This window comes from Sphingomonas melonis, assembly GCF_013409985.1.
GTDB classification, from domain to species: Bacteria; Pseudomonadota; Alphaproteobacteria; order Sphingomonadales; family Sphingomonadaceae; genus Sphingomonas; species Sphingomonas melonis_A.
Map to the genome: position 1 here is coordinate 339255 of NZ_JACCBY010000004.1, position 17935 is coordinate 357189.

Here is a 17935-nt window from a genome sequence, read left to right on the forward strand (position 1 = left end):
CGCCGACGGCGACACGCGGAGCATCAAGGCGATGCATGTCTACCATGCGACCCCGGCGGGGCCGTCGAGCCACGCGCCATCAACCCGGCCGGGACGATGGTTGGCCCGTCGGGGAGCGTGCGGCCGGCTTGTTCGGCGATGATCAGCTCGACTGCGCGTGCGGTGACATCCGCGATCGGCTGGACGACGGCGGTCAACGGCGGATGGGTGAAACGGACGATCGGCGTATCGTCGAAGCTCACGATCGATACGTCGGACGGCACGGCGAGATTCCGGTCACGCAGCACGTCGAGCGTCGCCAACGCCATTTGGTCGTTGCTTGCCACGATCGCAGTCGGTGGTAGCGCCGTGTCGAGCAGGGCGGCGGCGGCGCCCTGGCCCGAGGCAAAACTGAAGTCGCCTTCGGCGAGCAGATCCTCGGTCGGCAGGCCGGCGGCGGCCATCGCGCTTCGCCAGCCGGCGACTCGCCAGCCGCTCAGCTCATATTCGGGCGGACCGGCGATGAACGCGATCCGCTCGTGACCCAGCGTGATCAGGTGCTCGGTCGCGAGCCGTGCGGCGCCTTCATCGTCCATGGTCAATGCGAAGCCGCCGCCGGGCTTCAGCGAACCAATGCGCGCGAAGCTGATGCCATGCTCCTCAAGCAAGCGGGTGATCAGCATGTTCTCCGAATGGGGCGGCGTCAGGATCACCCCATCGGGCTGCAAGGCGGCGATGGCGGCAAGCAGTTCGCGTTCGATATGGTCGCTGTGCGTGTCGACCAGCTCGACAATCATGCGGTAGCCATATTTGGCGCAGGTCAGCATCCCGCCGAGCAGCATCTGATCAACCCAGTCCGTGCCTTGACGGCTACGCCAGTCGGCGATGGTGCGCTCGCGGTCATTGAGCGCGAGGATCAGGTACGAGCGCGAGCCCCCCATGCGCTGCGCAGCGATCGACGGGACGTAGCCGAGCTTGGCGATCGAAGCCTGCACGCGCTGCATCATCTCTGGCCGGACATTGGGCTCCTTGTTGATGACACGGCTGACGGTTTGTAGCGACACTCCGGCATCCGCCGCGACGTGACGGATCGTCACAGCCTGGCGACGGCGGACCATCAGGCGGCGTCGGACGTCACGCCGCAATATCGTGCGACGTAGTCGGCATGACCGGGCAGGCCGCGGATCGTGGTCGCGACATTCTGGCGAAGGGTGGAAAGCAATCGGGACATGTCGTCGTCGCTGAGCTTCGCTGCGATAGGATGGTGGCTGCGCGGCACGATACCCTGGCCGAGCATCACTTGCACCCAGCTGTTTTCCGCAAACAGCTCCTCGTTCTTGCGGAACACGCGGCCCGTTTCGCGAAAGAGTTCGATCTTCTGCGCTAAGCTGTCCGGGATCTCCATCGCCGCGCATTGCCGCCAGAAGGGGCTGTCGCGGCGATCGGTGACCTTATAGTGGAGGATCAGGAAATCGCGGATCTGCAGCATGTCGGTATATTGCTGATCGTTGAACTCGGCGATGTCACGCGGGCTGATCTCACCGGCGGGCATCATCCGGATCAAACGCAGGATGGCGCGCTGGATAAGGTGGATGCTGGTCGATTCCAGTGGCTCCATGAACCCGCCCGACAGGCCGAGTGCGAGGCAGTTGCGGTGCCATTGCTTCCTGCGCGCGCCGGTTACGAAGCGAAGGCGATTGGGCTGGGTCGACACCCGCCCCTCGACGTTGCCGAGCAGGCGGTCGAGCGCGGCGTCGTGATCGAGATAGCGGCTGCAATAGACGATGCCGTTGCCCACGCGATGCTGCAACGGAATGCGCCACTGCCAGCCTGCGTCATGCGCCATCGCACGGGTGAAGGGCACCGCTGGCGCGACGCTCTCGGTCTGCACGGCAATCGCAGAGTCGCAAGGCAGATAGTGTGTCCAGTCATCGAAGCCGGCGTGCAGCGCCTGTTCGATCAGCAATGCGCGGAACCCCGTGCAATCGAGGAACAGGTCGCCTTCGATCCGTACACCCGATTCGAGCACCAACGCGGCGATATCGCCGCTCTCACCATCGAGCTGAACTTGTGCGATCTTGCCTTCGATCCGGCGGGCACCATCGGCTTCCGCCATTCGCCGCAGGAAACGCCCGTACAGCGTCGAATCGAGCTGATAGGCGTAGTTCATGCGATCGTCGGGGAGGTGCGCGAATTTGCCCTCGCGTGCGGCGATCAATTCCAGGCAATAGTCATCATATGGCTGCGCGTGGCCACGGGTCTGGCCATTCAGCCAATAATGCTGGAAACCCGCCGCCCAATGGTCGGTGCCGGTGAGGCCGAACGAGTGAAAGTAGCCGTCGCCTGCCTGCTTCCACCCGTCGAAAGCGATCCCCAGCTTGAAGGTTGCCTGCGTCGCTCGCATGAATTCGGCTTCGTTGACGCCGAGCAGGCGGTTGAAGGTGATCAGCGGCGGGATCGTGGACTCGCCGACGCCTATGGTGCCGATGGCATCGGATTCGACCAGCGTGACCTCTACTGCCCGGCCCATCACGCGGCTGATCGCCGCCGCGGCCATCCAGCCTGCGGTGCCGCCGCCAGCAACGACGATGCGGCGCGCCGTCATCGTCCCAGCGCCCGCAGCAGGAAGGCGCGGAGCCGGCCGGCGGTTTCCGGCGTCAGTGGCGCGAGGATGCTGCGTGCGGCAGCAGGAATATGGGCGGACACCGCCGGGTCATCGTCGAAGACGTAGTGATCGAACATGTCGCGCCAGTGCCTCTTCTGATCATCGGGAAGGTCGCGGATGGCAAGGATGGCATGGTTGAGCGCATCCTGCGGCTGCCCCAGCCACCGCGGGCTCGACCGCCACCAATAGTTCACCAGCACATTGAAGGGTGCCAATCCTTCGACATGGTGCCACCACATCGCGGGGATATAGAGCGCGTCGCCGGCATCCAGATCGGTGACCTGCGCATGGTCGAGCGCGTCACGGAAGCACGGGTGGGCACCGAAATCGGGGGCATGGAAGTCGACCATGCTTACCGCACGGCCCGCGGGGGTGTTATCGATCGGGCCGAGATACAGATTGCGGAACTGGTCGCGTGGGAAGAGCGTGAAGCGGCGCCGGCCGACCGCCACGCAGGCGAGATTGTCCGGCACGTCATTGTGGGCGGCGATGCGTGTCCGGGTTCCCATCCAGATGCTGACGAGCGGGTCACGCGCGCCTAGATCGACATGGTTGGCCTCGTGCAGGCCGCGAAAGAACTGAAGGACGTCGATCGATGCCAGATAGATGGTACGAGCATCATCATTGGCATCGATATGCGCAAAAATCTCGTCGAGCCTCGACTGGAACGTCGCGAAATTCATGCCCATCGCATCGTCGTAGAACAGGCGACCATCGCTGCCCGGGGCGCCAACCGAGACGGTGAAGGGCACGTCCCGGCGATGATCGAGGAGGTAGCGACGCGCGTCCTGTGCGGAACACCGGCCCGCTTGCACCAGCGGCCAGTCGCCGACCAGATTGCGAACGACGAACGGCTGGGTGGCGGTGCGCAGCCTGTCGTCGAGGTCGGCGGCATCGGCGACCATGACCTCCGCCACGCGCGGTAGCGCCGCAAAGATATCAGCCATGCGCCAGCGTCGCGTTCTTGCGCGCGATCAAGGCGGATAGATTGCCGTGGGAGGCAAGCGCCATAAAGATCGGCAGCAGATGGCCGTCACGATGCAGGTCGTCGAGCGCCGTTGCGGATAAGGCGCGCAGGCGATCCTCGTCGATGACGTGGAAGCCGACCAGCCGGTTCACCGATCCGTCGTCCAGCGGCACCTCGAGTGTCAGCGGCTCGAGCAGCTCGTGCCGCTCCAGCGCGGTGAAGAAGCCCGCGCTCTCGCGATAGCCGACATCGAGCGCGCCCAGCTTCTCGATCATCGCCGCGAGCCGGGGGGAGGGCTGCCCATCATCATCGAAGAGCCGGTCGCCGTCGCCGATCCGCGGGCTGGCCATGTCGATATGGACCTGGGGGCCGTGCGCGCTCGCGCCGATCAGCAGAGGCTGTATGTCCATCGCCAAGGGAATGTAGCGGGCATCCCAGCGACCGTCGGCGAGGTACAGGTTCTCGTCATTGTCGAAGCCGAACATCGCGAGCGCGACCGTCGAGCCATCGGTCAGGTTGCGACGGAACAAGATGAGGTACTCGTTCTGCACGCGCCGGAATTCGTCGGGGACGATCAGACAGCTCATCTGCGCATCGCCCATCGCGGCGCTCCGCTCGCGGCGTATCCGCGTCTCGCCGTGGGTCGCGGCGGTAAGCAGGGCGTGGTCCGGCATACTCTATCCAGCTCCGTGGGCGCCCGCCCCAGCGGGAGCGGCGCGCAAGCTTCGTCCTATCCGCCGATGCGGCCCCGGCAAGACGAAAAGAGCCACCTCTTCATAGAGATGGCTCTTCCTGCCGCAGTCCGCGGTTAGAAGTTGAACCGCACGCCGCCGGAGTAGCGCGCATCCTGCTTCACCACGAACGTCACATTGCGGTCAGAGCGGCGATGGCCGCGCCGATCCGCGCCGGTCAGGTTGATCGCTTCGGCGAAGACGGTGACGCCCGGGACGAATTCCCAACTGATCGTACCGTCGAGCTGGCCATATCCTTCGGTATAATTCGGATTGGTCCCGCCACCCGACAGGAACTCCGCGCGCCAATTGTACGATGCGCGCGCCTGGAACCCGTTCTTGTCGTAATAGAGCGTGGCATTGGCGCTGTCAGACAGGCCGTTGATCGCGAACTGCGACGTGCTGGCAGGCAGCAGGTTGTTGTAATCGCGATTGCCGTTCACGATCGTATAGTTGAGCTGCGTACCGAAACCGGTGCTCCAGAAGCTGTGCTGGATCGCGAATTCGAAGCCGTTGATCGTTGCCGACTCGTCGCTGTTGAACGGCGTCGAGATGACGAAGTTGACCGGAGCGTCGCTTGGATCGCCCAAAATCGTGCCGTTCACCACGCTGCCAGGGTAATTGGCGCCGATATAGTTGCGGATGTCGCTGAACGTCGCATTGGCACCGAGCGCGGCGATGGCAGCACGATAGCGTGGGCCATTGGCCGGGTTGGTCAGGTTGAACGCCGGCGCGTTGCGTTGGGTCGTGCCGATATAGTTCGACACCTGCTTACGGAAATAGCCGACCGACATGTAGCTTTCGGGCGTATAATACCATTCCGCCGACAGATCGATGTTCTTCGACTTGTAGGGGACCAGGTTCGGGTTGCCCTGTGCGCCGAAGCCGCCGCCGACGCGGAACAGCTGGTCGAGCGTCAGGCCGCCTTGGAGCGAACCATAATCGGCGCGGGTGATGGTGTGGCTGTACGACGCCCGCAGCTTGACGTTGCGGATCGGCTGGACATCGAAGTCGACCGAGGGCAGCCATTCGTCATAGCCGCCGGAGAAGGTCGTAAAGGCGCTGTTCCCCGAATAGACGATGTTGAACTCGTTCTGCGAATTCTGCCGCGTACCGGTCGGAACGGGCACCAATGCGGACGATTTCACCGTCGTGTTCTCATAGCGCAGACCGGCAATCAGGTGTGCGGGGTTCGAGAACAGATCGAACTTGTTGTTGATCTGCAGATAGGGCGCGACGGTCTTCTCACGGATGCGCCGATCGGTCGTGTACGGCGTCAGGCAATTGCCGTCGCCGCCGCAGATCCCATAGGTCGCGTCGAGCAGGCCAACGACCTGTTCAAAGTTATAGCCATAGAATTGCTTCGCGATGTCCGAGCTGCCGACACCGCCGATGCCGCTGAATTTGCTCGGAATGTCGATCGTCTTGAAGATGTCGTCGGGCAGGAGCGCGGCCGCCGCTGCACGCTGTGCCGCGCTGTCGCCACCGGTGCCGCCCCAAGTGTCGTTCTGGAGCACGCCATAGGCGCTGCGCACCTTGTTATCGGTGAAGGTGAAGCCGAAGTCGATCGAATCGAGGAAGCTGCCGCTGTGGTCGTAATGGCCCTTCAGCTGAACCTGGTTGATCCGGTCGCGGAAATAGGAGTTGCGGAACGCATTGCCGGTCGGCGTGATCAACGCCGCATTCAGCGGGTCGATGCCGGGCTGCATCGCATAGGAGATGACCGGCAGGTCGTTGTCGAAATTGATCGTCTGGTTGGCGACGCCGAAGACAGCGGTGCCGAGCGAGTTGCTGTTGCCGTATTTGTTCGTCGGCTTCGATTCGGCGGTCGAATGATGCGCGTCGAGGGCCACGGTGACGCCGCCGGGCGCCTCCCAGGCGAGGTTCGCGCCGAGGGACTTGTTCTCGGTCCGGTACGCCGTGAGGGCGCTCGAATACGACAGGTCCTTTGCCTCGGCTGCGGCGAAGCGTTCGGTGTAGAAGCGCGGGCCGGCGATCGGGCCATCGGTCCATGCGGACGACGTGTCGTTGTGGTTGAACCAGATGCCGACGTTCGCGTTGCGCGTCTTCACCTCGTTGCGGGAATAGGTGTAGTCGACGGTGGCGGTCAGGCTATCGGTCGGCTTCGCCTGTAGTACCAGCTGGCCGTTGATGCGCTCGCGGCTGATGTCGTTGACGTCATAGGACGCATTCTGCGGCACTTCGTAGACGCTGGTGGCGCTGGGGCGATTGGTGATGTTCGCGGCGCGGGGATCGCCGGGCTGGGCAAGCGAACCCCAGTTGTTTTCCGAACCCAGGTATCCGTCGCGCCAGCCGACATTGGCCTGGTTCACCGAAGCGCGCCGCTTCTGGTAGATACCGTTGACCAGGATGCCGATCCGGTCGTCGGCAAAGGTCGTCGAGAAGATGCCCGACACTTCGGGCGTAATGTCGTTCTTGCCGTTCTGCGAGGTATCGATGACGCCGCGTGCGGCAACCGAACCGCGCGTCCCCATCTTGTCGAACGGGCGCGGCGTACGGATGTTGATCGTCGCACCGATGCCACCCGAGGGGACACTGGCGCGTCCCGACTTGTAGACCTCGAGCGCGGCGATGCCCTCGGACGCGAGGTTCGCGAAGTCGAAGGCGCGCGAGCCGGACGCGCCGTTCCCGTCGCCGATCACGGAGGTCGGCAGCTGGCGGCCATTGAGTACGACCAGATTGTATTCGGGGCCGAGACCACGGACGGTCACGAACGACCCTTCGCCATTCGAACGGTCGATCGACACGCCGGTGATGCGCTGAAGCGATTCGGCCAGGTTGGTATCGGGGAACTTGCCCATGTCTTCCGCCGAGATCGCGTCGACGATGCCCTGCGCGTCGCGCTTGATGTCGGCCGACGCGCGCAGCGAGGCGCGGATGCCGGTAACGACGATGTCGTCGGTCGCGGTGTCCGGCGTGTCCGTTGGCGCAGCCGCCTGCGGCTCGATCTGCGAGGGGCCGGTATTCCCCAGCGTGGCGGCGGCATCCTGGGCCGCAGCGATGCCGGGCAGGGCGACGAGAGCGGCGGTCGAAACCCCGATGGCAAAGTGCGAAAGCAGGCGAGCCCTGACGCGGCGCATGGTAATCCTCCCCGATAGGCGCGGCGAACCCGCGCTCTTGAGAACGTTCACTTCGAGGATAAGTGTTTGGCTGTCAAGCGGATCGTGAGCGGCCACAGGCGCCGTTGTGAACGTTCTCCGATTATGCTTTGAGGGGGGCTATGCCCTCAACGGGCGACAGGCCGGGGCGGTGCATGCGTCGGTGACGGGAGGATTGCATGAAGCGGTTTTGGAAGACGTGCGCATCGGCAACGATTTTGGCGACTGCCGGGCTGGCGACCGGCGGCGTCGCTGCCGGCGGCGCCGCGGAGACGCCCACCATGCAGGGCGCGGCGGCGCGGGCGCGGGCGGATGCGATCGTCGCGCGGATGACGATCGACGAGAAGATCGCGCTGCTCCACGGCCTGTTCCCACCGATGGCGGCAGGCAAGTCGGCCAGCGAGCTGATCCCGTCGGCCGGCCATATCGACGGCATCCCGCGGCTGGGCGTGCCGCTGGTGCGCGAGAGCGATGCCTCGCTGGGGGTCGCCAATCAGGTCGAGCAGCGCAAGGGCGACGTCGCCACCGCGCTGCCGTCCGGGCTCGCCACGGCGGCGAGCTTCGATCCGGCGATCGCCCGGGCGGGCGGCGCGATGATCGGTGCCGAGGCACGCGCCAAGCGGTTCAACGTGCTGCTCGCCGGCGGCGTCAACCTGACCCGCGATCCGTGGAACGGGCGCAATTTCGAATATCTCGGCGAAGACCCGCTGCTCGCCGGGACGCTCGCCGGCGAGCATATCGCCGGCGTCCAGAGCAACCGCATCGTCTCGACCGTCAAGCATTTTGCGCTCAACGCGCAGGAGACCGGCCGCACCGTCGTCGACGCGAGGATCGGGGAGGCGGCCTTGCGGATGAGTGACCTGCTCGCCTTCCAGATCGCGATCGAGAAGGGGCAGCCCGGATCGGTGATGTGCGCCTACAACAAGGTCAACGGCGACTGGAGCTGCGAGAACGGCCACCTGCTCAACGACGTGCTGAAGCGCGACTGGGGCTATCGCGGCTGGGTGATGAGCGATTGGGGCGCGGTCCATTCGACGGTGAAGGCGGCCAACGGCGGCCTCGACCAGCAGTCCGGCCAGGAACTCGACAAGGCGATATATTTCGGGGCACCGCTGAAGGCGGCGGTCGAGGCCGGCCAGGTCTCGCGCCAGCGGCTTGACGACATGGTCGCGCGCTACCTCACCGGGCTGATCGCGACCGGCGCCTATGACAGCCCGGTCCCCGCCACGGCCCAGACGCCCCCGTATGCCGCGCATGCCGACGTCGCGCAGCGCGCCGCCGAGGCGGGAATCGTGCTGCTCAAGAACGAGGGCGCGGTGCTGCCGATCGCGCGCAGCGCGAAGCGGATCGTGGTGATCGGCGGCAACGCCGATGTCGGCGTGCTGTCGGGCGGCGGATCGTCGCAGGTGCGCTCGGTCGGCGGCGCGCCGGTGGAGATCCCGCTGGCCTATGGCGGTTCGGCGTCGTTCGCGCGGATCACCTATCACGCCTCCTCGCCGCTCGCTGCGCTGCGCAAGGCGCTGCCGGGCGCGCAGGTGACGTGGATGGACGGCCGCAACTTCAACGCGACGATCGAAGCGGCCAAGGGGGCCGACCTCGCCATCGTCTTCGCGACGCAATGGACGACCGAGGCGGAGGACGTGCCCAATCTGCGCCTGCCCGATCAGCAGGACGCGCTGATCGCCGCGGTCGCCGCCGCGCAGCCGCATACGGTCGCGGTGATGGAGACGGGCGGCCCCGTCCTGATGCCATGGATCAAGACGGTGCCCGCCGTGGTGCAGGCCTGGTATCCGGGCCAGCGCGGCGGCGAGGCGCTGGCGGCGATCCTGACCGGCGCGGTCAACCCGTCCGGTCGCCTGCCGATCACCTTCCCGGCCGATGCGTCGCAGCCGCCGCGGTCCCGCCCCGTCGGGCTCGACCGTCTGAGCGGACTGGAGGCAGAGGCGGCGGCGAATCCGGCGGTGGCGTCGCAGAAGGGGCTCGAGAGCTTCCCGGCGGACTATGCCGAGGGCGCCGACGTCGGCTATCGCTGGTATGATAAGAAGGGCCTGACGCCCCTGTTCCGCTTCGGCCACGGGCTGAGCTACACGTCCTTCGCCTATCGCAACCCGGTGGTCTCCGGCGGCACCCGGCTCAGCGTGACGTTCGACGTGGTCAACACCGGCCGGCGCGCCGGCGCCGACGTGCCGCAGATGTATGTCGCGCGCGAGGAGGGCGGGGCGCCGATGCGGCTCGCCGCCTTCACCCGCGTGACGCTGAAGCCGGGCGAGACGCGTCGCGTGACGCTGACCGCCGAACCGCGCGTCGTCGCCGATTATGATACGAAGCTGCCCGGCTGGCGTATCGCCGCGGGGCGCTATCGCGTCGCGCTGGCGCGCGATGCCGGCGACCGGACGATGGTATCGGGCGCGACCCTGCAAGCGACGACCATGAAACCATAAGGTTGTCGCGGGCGCGCATCGCGGGCAGGGTCGGCGTCCTACGATGCCGACCCTTACCCTCCATTCGCGCCGACGGCTGTTCCTCATCGTCTTTGCGCTGGCCAATGTCGGCGGCGTCATCGCCTATCTGCCGCTGCTGACGCTGTTGCTGCCGCTCAAGGTCGAGGCGCTGAGCGGGGCGGCCCGGATCGGGGTCTATACCGCCTGCATCACCGCGGGCTCGCTGTCGGCGAGCGGCTCCAACGTGCTGTTCGGCTGGCTCAGCGACCGGTCGGTGCGGCGCGGCGGCGGGCGGCGGCGGTGGATGGTGGGTGGGATCGTCGCGACTGCGGCGAGCTATGCGGCGGTGGCGCTGGCCGCGACGCCGGCGGCGCTGATCGCGGCGATCGTCGCCTTCCAGTTCGCCGTCAACGCGCTGCTCGCGCCGATGATGGCGATCATGGCGGAGGAGATACCCGATTCCGAAAAGGGGATCGCGGGCGGGTTGTTGTCGCTCGGCAGCCCGGTGGCGTCCGCCTTTTCCGCGATGCTGGTCGGCGAGGCGATGCTGCCGGAGGCGGCGCGGCTGGCGCTGGTCCCCGCCACGGTGGCGGCGTGCGTCCTGCCGCTGCTGCTGATGCGCGGCGGCGCGGGCGCAGCGCGGGTTGCGCCAGCATCGGCGCCATCGCGGCGCGATCTGGTGATCGCCGGCGTGTCGCGCCTGCTGGTCCAGGTCGCCGCCGCGGTGACGCAGGCCTATCTGCTCTATTATTTCGAGAGCATCGTCGCCGTCGACGGGCGCGGCAACCTGCCGGCGCGGATCGGCAGCCTGCTGGCCCTCGCCTTCGTCATACCGCTGCCGATCGCCCTGCTGCTCGGGCGGCTGTCGGACATCGCCGGGCGGCGCCGGCCGTTTCTGCTGGGCGCGGCGGGGGTGGCGGTGGCGGGGCTGCTCGGCATGGCGGGCGCACGGGACTGGGCCGGCGGCGCGACCGCCTTCGGCGTCTATGTGGCGGGATCGTCCGTCTTCGTGGCCCTGCACGCCGCCTTCGCGATGCAGCTGCTGCCGAACCCCGCGCACCGCGGGCGGGACCTGGGGCTGTTCAACCTCACCAACACCTTGCCGTCGCTGCTGGGACCGCCGCTGACCTGGATGCTCGCGGCGCCGCACGATTTCGCCGCCATCCTGCTGCTGTTGGCCGGGCTGACCGGGTGCGGCGGACTCGGGATGCTGGGGGTGCGCGCCTGGCGGTAGCGATCGCGATCTCGCATCGATCGCGCCTGCCGATCGCAGTTGCGTCGAGGCGCCGGAAGGCCGGCGCGTCCGTCACGGCCAGTCCGACAGCCACCCCGCACCGGCGAGCATCGTGATCGCGTCGTCCACACGGCGTGGCGCCCGCGCGTCGAGCTCGACCGGATCGTCGCCCAGCAATGCGCGCATCTGCTGCGGCACGAACACCAGATCGACGAACCGACGGGCCACCTCGCTGGCCCGCTCGATCGCCTCCGGGGCAGCATCCTTGCCGGCGATCGCCGCAGCGACGCAGCGCACGCCCTCATCGCCGCCGATCCGGTCGGCGAGCCGGGCCAGCTCGGGCATCCGGTGTGCCGTCGCCATCACGACGCGCATCAACGCCACCGCGTCCGGCGTCAGCGTGGCGGCGAGCAGCGCGTGCCCGACCGCGCGCAGCCGCACGTCGAGCGGCTGATCCCACGGTATGGCGATCGCCGGTGCGAGCGTGCGATCGACCATCCGTCGCACCACGGCGGCAAACAGCTCCTCCTTATTGGCGTAGCGCGCATACAGGCTCGCCTTGCCGGCACCCGCGCGCACCACGACCTGATCGCAGCTCGTGGCATCGAAGCCCAGCTGCACGAACAGGTCGGTCGCGGCATCCAGAATGCGTCGATCGACATCCCCCGCCTGCCCCGCAGGGGGCCGGCCACCGCGCCCGCGGCGCCTGGGCGCGTCGTGGCTGGGATCGAAGGGCGCTTGCATGGTCCGCGCATATAGGTCAAAGCGCCGCGGAAGAGAACTGAACGGTGTAGTTCAGTTATCGGAGATAGGCTATGACGGACGCGGCAGACCGTACGATCGTACTGGCAGGCGCAACCGGCGATCTGGGTCATCGCATCCTCTCCGCCCTGGTGCGGCGGCGGGTGACGGTGAGGGCGCTCGTGCGCGTCGGTACCAGCCCGGCGAAGCTGGAGGCGGTGCGCGCTGCCGGCGGCACGCCGGTGATCGTCGATTTCGATGACGGTGACGCCCTTACTCGGGCGTTGGCGGGAACCGAGTGCGTCGTGTCGGCGGTGAACGGGCTGGCGCCGATCATGCTTGGCCTGCAGGGGCGGCTGCTCGACGCCAGCGTTGCGGCGGGCGTGGCGCGGTTCATCCCGTCGGACTTTTCGCTGGACTTCACGCAGACCCGCCCCGGCGACAATCGCAACATGGACCTGCGCCGCGCCTTCCTGGCGCGCGCCGATGCCGCCCCGATCCGCGTCACCTCGATCCTCAACGGCGCGTTCGCCGATCTGCTGACCGGGCAGGCGCCGATCGTCCTGCACGCACTGCACCGCGTGCTCTATTGGGGCAGCGCGGACCAGCCGTTCGACTTCACCACCAAGGACGATGTCGCCGACTATACCGCTGACGCCGCCCTGGACCGCGAGGCGCCGCGGTTCCTGCGCATCGCCGGCGACGAGATCAGCCCGCGCGATCTGGCGATGCTGATGACGCGTCTTGAGGGCCGGCGGTGGGCGCTGCTGCGGGCAGGGGGGATCGGGCGGCTGAGCGCGCTGATCCGCCTCGTGCGCGCGCTGACGCCGCGCAGCGATGCGCCGTTCCCGCCGTGGCAGGGCATGCAATATCTCCGCGACATGGCGAGCGGCCGCGGCAAGCTGCAGACGCTCGACAACGCGCGCTACGGCAAGACAGAGTGGACGCGCGCCGAAGCCGTTCTCGCCGCGACCGTTTAGACCGCGATCAATTGGAGCGACCATGAGCGACGCTATCACCCCCTTCCCGATCCACGTCGCGCAAGCCGAACTGGATGATCTGACGTCCCGCCTTGCCCGCACCCGCTGGCCGGACGCGGGCACGGTGACCGACGGATCGCAGGGGCCGCAGCTGGATCGCATCCGCAACTTGGTGACGCGGTGGCGGGACGGCTATGATTGGCGATCCACCGAGGCGCTCTTGAACGGCTGGGGCAGCAGCCGGACCGTCATCGACGGGCTCGGCGTCCATTTCCTGCACATCCGCTCGCCCGAACCGGCCGCAATGCCGCTTCTGCTGACCCATGGTTGGCCGGGGTCGGTGCTGGAGTTCCGCGACGTCATCGGGCCGCTGAGCGATCCGGTCGCGCATGGTGGCGTCGCCTCCGACGCCTTCCATCTGGTCATCCCCGCGCTGCCGGGGTTCGGGTTCTCGGACCAGCCGACCGCGCGCTACTGGAACGTAGGCCGCACCGCGGCAGCCTGGGCCGCGTTGATGCAGCGGCTGGGCTATGGCGATCGCTGGATGGCACAGGGCGGCGATTGGGGCGCGGCCGTGACGACAGCGCTGGCGCACATGCGCGCGCCCGGCCTCGCGGGCATCCACCTCAACATGGTGCTGTTCCAGCCGACGGAGGCAGAGATTGCCGCAGCGGATGCATCCGAACGGCAGATGCTCGACGACGCGGCACGCTACCAGCGCGACTATGCGGGCTACATGACGCTTCAGAGCAGCCGCCCGCAATCCGTCGCTTTCGCCTTCGCCGATTCACCGGTTGGGCTCGCCGCGTGGATCTACGCGCTGTTCCAGGACGTGTCCGATAGCGGCGGCCAGCCCGAGCGGGTGATCCCGATGGATCATCTGATCGACGATATCATGCTCTACTGGTTGCCGAATGCGGGGCCGAGCTCGGCTCGTTTCTGTTGGGAAGCCGCGCAGGAGATGGCGAACGGCATGCCGACCGATCCCGTGCCGCTGCCGGCCGGCGTCAGCATGTTCCCCGGCGAACAGGTCCGCCTGTCCCGCCGCTGGGCGGAGGCGCGCTTCGCCGACCTTCGCTTCTTCGGCGAGGCTGATCGCGGCGGCCATTTCGCGGCGATGGAGAATGCGCCCGCGCTCGTGGCGCATGTCCGCGCCACCGCCCGGCAGCTGTGACGGTGCGCCGGACGTGCCGCAAGCGTGGCGTCGGCGGCGGTGAGGGGCGTGAGGATCGAAGGGCATCTTCGATTTCACAGATTAGAAGCGACGCTGCCCGGGCTGCGGCCTCATTAGAAATATTTCGTTCATCGTACGATATCCCGCAAGATTCGATCTTGGCGTATTCGGTTGGGAACATCGATGTTGACGACACGCTGCACGCCGGTCTTTTCTGTACGTAGACCGTGGCTGCGGTGGCACGATAACAGCATATTGAATGCCGCTAAGCCATCAGACGGAGGCTTATAAAACGGCAACCGCCTACGACAACAAGCCGATAATATGCCTTATGTTAAGCGTCGCTGCGTCGCGTACGCACACCCCCGACGTACACGCAGCCACCCGCCCCTTAACGCAGCAACAGCCACCCGAGCGTTCCGAGCACCGCAAGTGCATACCAGCCGCCTTGCGCGCGCATCAGGTATGCGGCGCCAAGGACGCCCGTCGCCGCCAGAGCACCATCTGCGACCTGGCGGGACGCGATGCGGTCCAGCACGATGACCCCGCCGATCAGATTGGCCGCCGCATTGGCCGCGATCCATAGATAGGACGGCCACACGCCGATCGACCCCCATAGCGGCACCTTGATCGTGGCGAAGCCGCGCATCGTGCTCGGAAACAGATCGGCCGCAAGATGGACGCCGATGCCCAGCCCCAAGCCGGCCGCCACCGGCCAGGTACGGTGGTCAAGCAACGCGACGCAGAATGGCAGGATGCCGTGCACCAGGGCACTGCGATGACGTAGGCGAAGCGGGGTGTCGAGATCCGGCAAGCGCGTGCCGGCCGCCGCAGCGGCGACGACCGTCGCGATCAGGATCCACGGCCCGCTTCCACCGGTGAACGCCAGCACCACCGCAATAAGAAGAAACAAGGATGCCGCCATCGGGGCGCGTTAACCATATGTTCCCGCTTTGTCCACTGTGGGTTCACCCTGCTGGAACCAGTCGGCGCGGCGGGCCATTCCGTGTCGGAGGAGATGAGAAAATGGCCGATGACAAAAACAAGCGTGGGGCCGGTGATCGCGCCCGGGTTGCCGGCGGCGAGGGCTACGAAGTCGCCTATTTCGCGGACCAGCACGGCATCACCCGACAGCAGGCGGAAGAGCTGATCAGGACGGTCGGCAACGATCGCGCCGAACTGGACGCGGCTGCAGCCAAGCTCAAGCCGACGACGTGACTCCCGCCGCGGCGGGGATGACGATCGCCACCTATAACGTGAACGGCGTCAACGGGCGCCTGCCCGTCCTCCTGCGCTGGCTTGCCGAGGCACAGCCGGACATCGTCTGTCTGCAGGAACTCAAGGCGCCGCAGGAGAAATTCCTGGCTGCCGCGATCCGCGATTGCGGCTATGATTCCGTATGGCACGGGCAGAAGAGCTGGAACGGCGTCGCCATCCTCAGCCGCGTCGGCACGATCCACGAGACGCGGCGCGGATTGCCCGACGATCCCGATCCGTCGCAGAGCCGCTATATCGAGGCGGCGGTCAACGGCATCCTGATCGGCGGCCTGTATCTGCCCAACGGTAATCCCCGCCCCGGCCCTAAATTCGACTATAAGCTCGCCTGGTTCGAGCGGCTCAACGCCCATGCGGCAACACTGCTGGAGAGCGGCCTGCCCGTGGTGCTCGCCGGCGATTTCAACGTGATGCCGACCGAGCGCGACGTCTATAAACCCGAACGCTGGATCGACGACGCACTGTTCGCGCCGGAGGTTCGAGCGCTGTTCGCGCGATTGACCGCACAGGGTTGGACGGACGCGCTGCGTCAGCGTCATCCCGACGAGACGATCTATACCTTCTGGGACTATTTCCGGAACGCCTATGCCCGGAACGCAGGGCTGCGCATCGACCATCTCCTGCTCAGTCCATCGCTGGCCGGACGACTGGAGGACGCCCAGGTTGATCGGCACGTCCGCGGCTGGGAGAAGACCAGCGACCATGCGCCGACGTGGATCCGTCTCGCGCCCGAACCGGCGAAAACCGCCCGCCGCGCTTGATCGAGGTCAACATGGCGTGGAAAAACGCAGCAGAAAACAACAGTTTGGTCAACCACCGGGGAACGAGAGGTGCCGTGCACGCTTGGTGGAGCAGGGAGCCAAAGCATGTCCTACGCCATCGGCGCAGAATTCGATGTCAGCGATCATCGTGACTCTATGGGGCGCTCATGACGGCGCCGCGCTGGCCGAGCCGGCTCTGGATCGTGCGCCATGGCGAAAGCGCCGGCAACGTCGCCCGCGATGAGGCGCATGCGCGCGGTGCCGACCGGATCGAACTGGCGACACGGGACGTGGATATCACCCTGTCGCAGCGCGGTGGCGAGCAGGCCGGTGCACTCGGCGACTGGTTCGCACAGGTCGCTACCGATGACCGGCCGGAGGTGATGCTCGCATCGCCCTATGTCCGCGCGCTGGAGACGGCGCGAATCTTCCGCAACCATGGCGGTGGCTCCGGTGATGCGCCGATCGCCGTCGACGAACGCCTGCGCGAAAAGGAGTTCGGCATACTCGACGGGCTGACGACGACCGGTGTCGCCGCGGTCCATCCCGAGCAAGCCGAATTCCGTCGGCTCCTCGGCAAATTCTACCATCGGCCGCCCGGCGGCGAGAGCTGGTGCGACGTCATCTTCCGCCTGCGGTCGCTGATGGACACGATCGCGCTGCACCATGGCGGAAAGCGCGTCATGATCGTCGCGCATCAGGTGGTCGTCCTGTGCCTGCGCTATATCATCGAGGATCTGTCGGAAGCGGAGATCCTCGCGATCGATCGGCAGGGCGATGTCGCCAACGGCTCGGTCACCGAATATCGCTTCGATCCCGCCGCGGGCCGCGACGGCGCGCTGGCGCTGGTCCGCTACAACGACGTGCGGCATCTTGAGGACCGGGGTGCCGCAACGGTGACGGCGGAGCCTGACCGTACCGCGGGCATACGGGGATGACCGGCGCGGCCACCCCGCTCGACCGCAAATGGATCGCCGCCAATCCGCTGCCCGTGCATGGCAGCGGGACGACGAAGAACAGCCGCGGCCGCGTCCTCGCGATCGGCGGATCGCGGATCGTCCCCGGCGCCCTCCGCCTCACCGGCGAGGCGGCGTTGCGCGCCGGCGCCGGCAAGCTGCAGATGGCGACGGTGGAATCGGCCGCACTCCTCGGCCTGTTCGTGCCCGAGGCTGCGACCATCGCCCTGCCCGAGGACGAGGATGGCGAGATCGCGGCCGGACCCGGCAGCCGCCTCGAGACCGCGCTCGACGCCTGCGGCGCGCTGGTGATCGGCCCGGGGATCGGCAAGCCCGATGCGGCGCAGCGCCTGCTCGACCTGATCCTTCGGCAGCCGGGTGCGGATATGACGCTGGTGGTCGACGCGATGGCGATCGGCTGTGCACGCGACATGCGCAAGCAGCTTGCGCCCTTGTCAGGACGGCTCGTGTTCACGCCCCATTATGGTGAAATGGCGATCCTGACCGGACAGGATGAGGACGACATCGCCGCCGATCCCGCCGCGATCGCCAGCAGGGTCGCCGCGGACTATGGCGCGATCGTCGTGCTGAAGGGCAGCGACACCGTCATCGCTGCCCCGAACGGGGCGCTGCTGCATTATGTCGGCGGCGGCAGCGGTCTGGCGACCGGCGGCTCGGGCGATGTGCTCGCCGGCGCGATCGCCGGCCTGCTGTCGCGCGGTGCACCGCCGCTCGTCGCGGCGGGCTGGGGCGTGTGGCTGCATGGCGAGAGCGGTCGTCGTGTCGCCGCCGCGACCGGCCCGATCGGCTTTCTGGCCCGCGAGTTGCCGGCCGAATTCCCGCGCCTGCTCCCGCAATGAGCGGGCGGAGCGGTTCGGCGTGCCGGCGAGCTGAGCCGCGCTGGTTGGATCA

15 protein-coding genes are annotated in these 17935 nt (G+C 67.0%); 8 read left to right on the forward strand and 7 right to left on the reverse strand.

The features are described 5' to 3' along the window. Positions 1 to 23: 23 nt before the first annotated feature. From HD841_RS14970 to HD841_RS14990, 5 genes are all read right to left on the reverse strand, one after another. Positions 24 to 1097 (reverse strand): LacI family DNA-binding transcriptional regulator, encoded by a 1074-nt coding sequence (locus HD841_RS14970; protein WP_179509672.1) that lies wholly within the window; start codon positions 1095 to 1097, stop codon positions 24 to 26. Then, on the reverse strand, positions 1097 to 2584 hold the full coding sequence (locus HD841_RS14975) for a tryptophan halogenase family protein (RefSeq protein WP_179509673.1): 1488 nt from the start codon (positions 2582 to 2584) through the stop codon (positions 1097 to 1099). The genes HD841_RS14970 and HD841_RS14975 overlap by 1 nt, the downstream gene beginning before the upstream one ends. After that, the gene (locus HD841_RS14980; RefSeq protein WP_179509674.1) at positions 2581 to 3591 is read right to left on the reverse strand and encodes a cupin-like domain-containing protein; all 1011 of its coding nucleotides are present in this window, start codon (positions 3589 to 3591) and stop codon (positions 2581 to 2583) included. The genes HD841_RS14975 and HD841_RS14980 overlap by 4 nt, the downstream gene beginning before the upstream one ends. Beyond that, a complete protein-coding gene (locus HD841_RS14985; protein WP_179509675.1) occupies positions 3584 to 4285 on the reverse strand; it encodes a SapC family protein in 702 nt (233 codons plus the stop codon). Before HD841_RS14985 ends, HD841_RS14980 begins: the two co-directional genes overlap by 8 nt. A gap of 134 nt (positions 4286 to 4419) precedes the next feature. Continuing rightward, the gene (locus HD841_RS14990; RefSeq protein ID WP_179509676.1) at positions 4420 to 7443 is read right to left on the reverse strand and encodes a TonB-dependent receptor; all 3024 of its coding nucleotides are present in this window, start codon (positions 7441 to 7443) and stop codon (positions 4420 to 4422) included. 197 nt (positions 7444 to 7640) lie between these two features. Here HD841_RS14990 and HD841_RS14995 point away from each other — a divergent pair, with 197 nt between their 5' ends. After that, positions 7641 to 9902, forward strand: a complete 2262-nt coding sequence (locus HD841_RS14995) for a beta-glucosidase family protein (protein ID WP_179509677.1) — start codon at positions 7641 to 7643, stop codon at positions 9900 to 9902. 43 nt (positions 9903 to 9945) lie between these two features. Then, the gene (locus HD841_RS15000) at positions 9946 to 11136 is read left to right on the forward strand and encodes an MFS transporter (protein WP_179509678.1); all 1191 of its coding nucleotides are present in this window, start codon (positions 9946 to 9948) and stop codon (positions 11134 to 11136) included. A gap of 72 nt (positions 11137 to 11208) precedes the next feature. Here HD841_RS15000 and HD841_RS15005 read toward each other — a convergent pair whose 3' ends face one another. Continuing rightward, complete coding sequence (locus tag HD841_RS15005; protein WP_179509679.1) at positions 11209 to 11880, reverse strand: TetR/AcrR family transcriptional regulator; 672 nt, start codon at positions 11878 to 11880, stop codon at positions 11209 to 11211. A gap of 71 nt (positions 11881 to 11951) precedes the next feature. On the opposite strand from HD841_RS15005, the gene HD841_RS15010 reads away from it, so the two are divergent. Beyond that, a complete protein-coding gene (locus HD841_RS15010; RefSeq protein WP_179509680.1) occupies positions 11952 to 12857 on the forward strand; it encodes an NmrA family NAD(P)-binding protein in 906 nt (301 codons plus the stop codon). Positions 12858 to 12879: 22 nt separating this feature from the next. Beyond that, positions 12880 to 14031, forward strand: coding sequence for an epoxide hydrolase family protein (locus HD841_RS15015; protein ID WP_179509681.1), 1152 nt, complete (start codon positions 12880 to 12882; stop codon positions 14029 to 14031). A gap of 391 nt (positions 14032 to 14422) precedes the next feature. On the opposite strand, the gene HD841_RS15020 is transcribed toward HD841_RS15015, so the two are convergent. Then, positions 14423 to 14956, reverse strand: coding sequence for a hypothetical protein (locus HD841_RS15020; RefSeq protein WP_179509682.1), 534 nt, complete (start codon positions 14954 to 14956; stop codon positions 14423 to 14425). 101 nt (positions 14957 to 15057) lie between these two features. Here HD841_RS15020 and HD841_RS15025 point away from each other — a divergent pair, with 101 nt between their 5' ends. The 4 genes from HD841_RS15025 to HD841_RS15040 all read left to right on the forward strand — a co-directional run bounded on the left by HD841_RS15025 (position 15058) and on the right by HD841_RS15040 (position 17883). Then, the gene (locus tag HD841_RS15025; RefSeq protein WP_179509683.1) at positions 15058 to 15249 is read left to right on the forward strand and encodes a DUF3606 domain-containing protein; all 192 of its coding nucleotides are present in this window, start codon (positions 15058 to 15060) and stop codon (positions 15247 to 15249) included. A gap of 17 nt (positions 15250 to 15266) precedes the next feature. Beyond that, a complete protein-coding gene (gene xth, locus HD841_RS15030) occupies positions 15267 to 16067 on the forward strand; it encodes an exodeoxyribonuclease III (protein ID WP_179509754.1) in 801 nt (266 codons plus the stop codon). A gap of 167 nt (positions 16068 to 16234) precedes the next feature. Further along, positions 16235 to 17005 (forward strand): histidine phosphatase family protein, encoded by a 771-nt coding sequence (locus HD841_RS15035; RefSeq protein WP_179509684.1) that lies wholly within the window; start codon positions 16235 to 16237, stop codon positions 17003 to 17005. Then, complete coding sequence (locus tag HD841_RS15040; protein WP_179509685.1) at positions 17002 to 17883, forward strand: NAD(P)H-hydrate dehydratase; 882 nt, start codon at positions 17002 to 17004, stop codon at positions 17881 to 17883. The genes HD841_RS15035 and HD841_RS15040 overlap by 4 nt, the downstream gene beginning before the upstream one ends. The last annotated feature ends 52 nt before the right edge of the window (positions 17884 to 17935 follow it).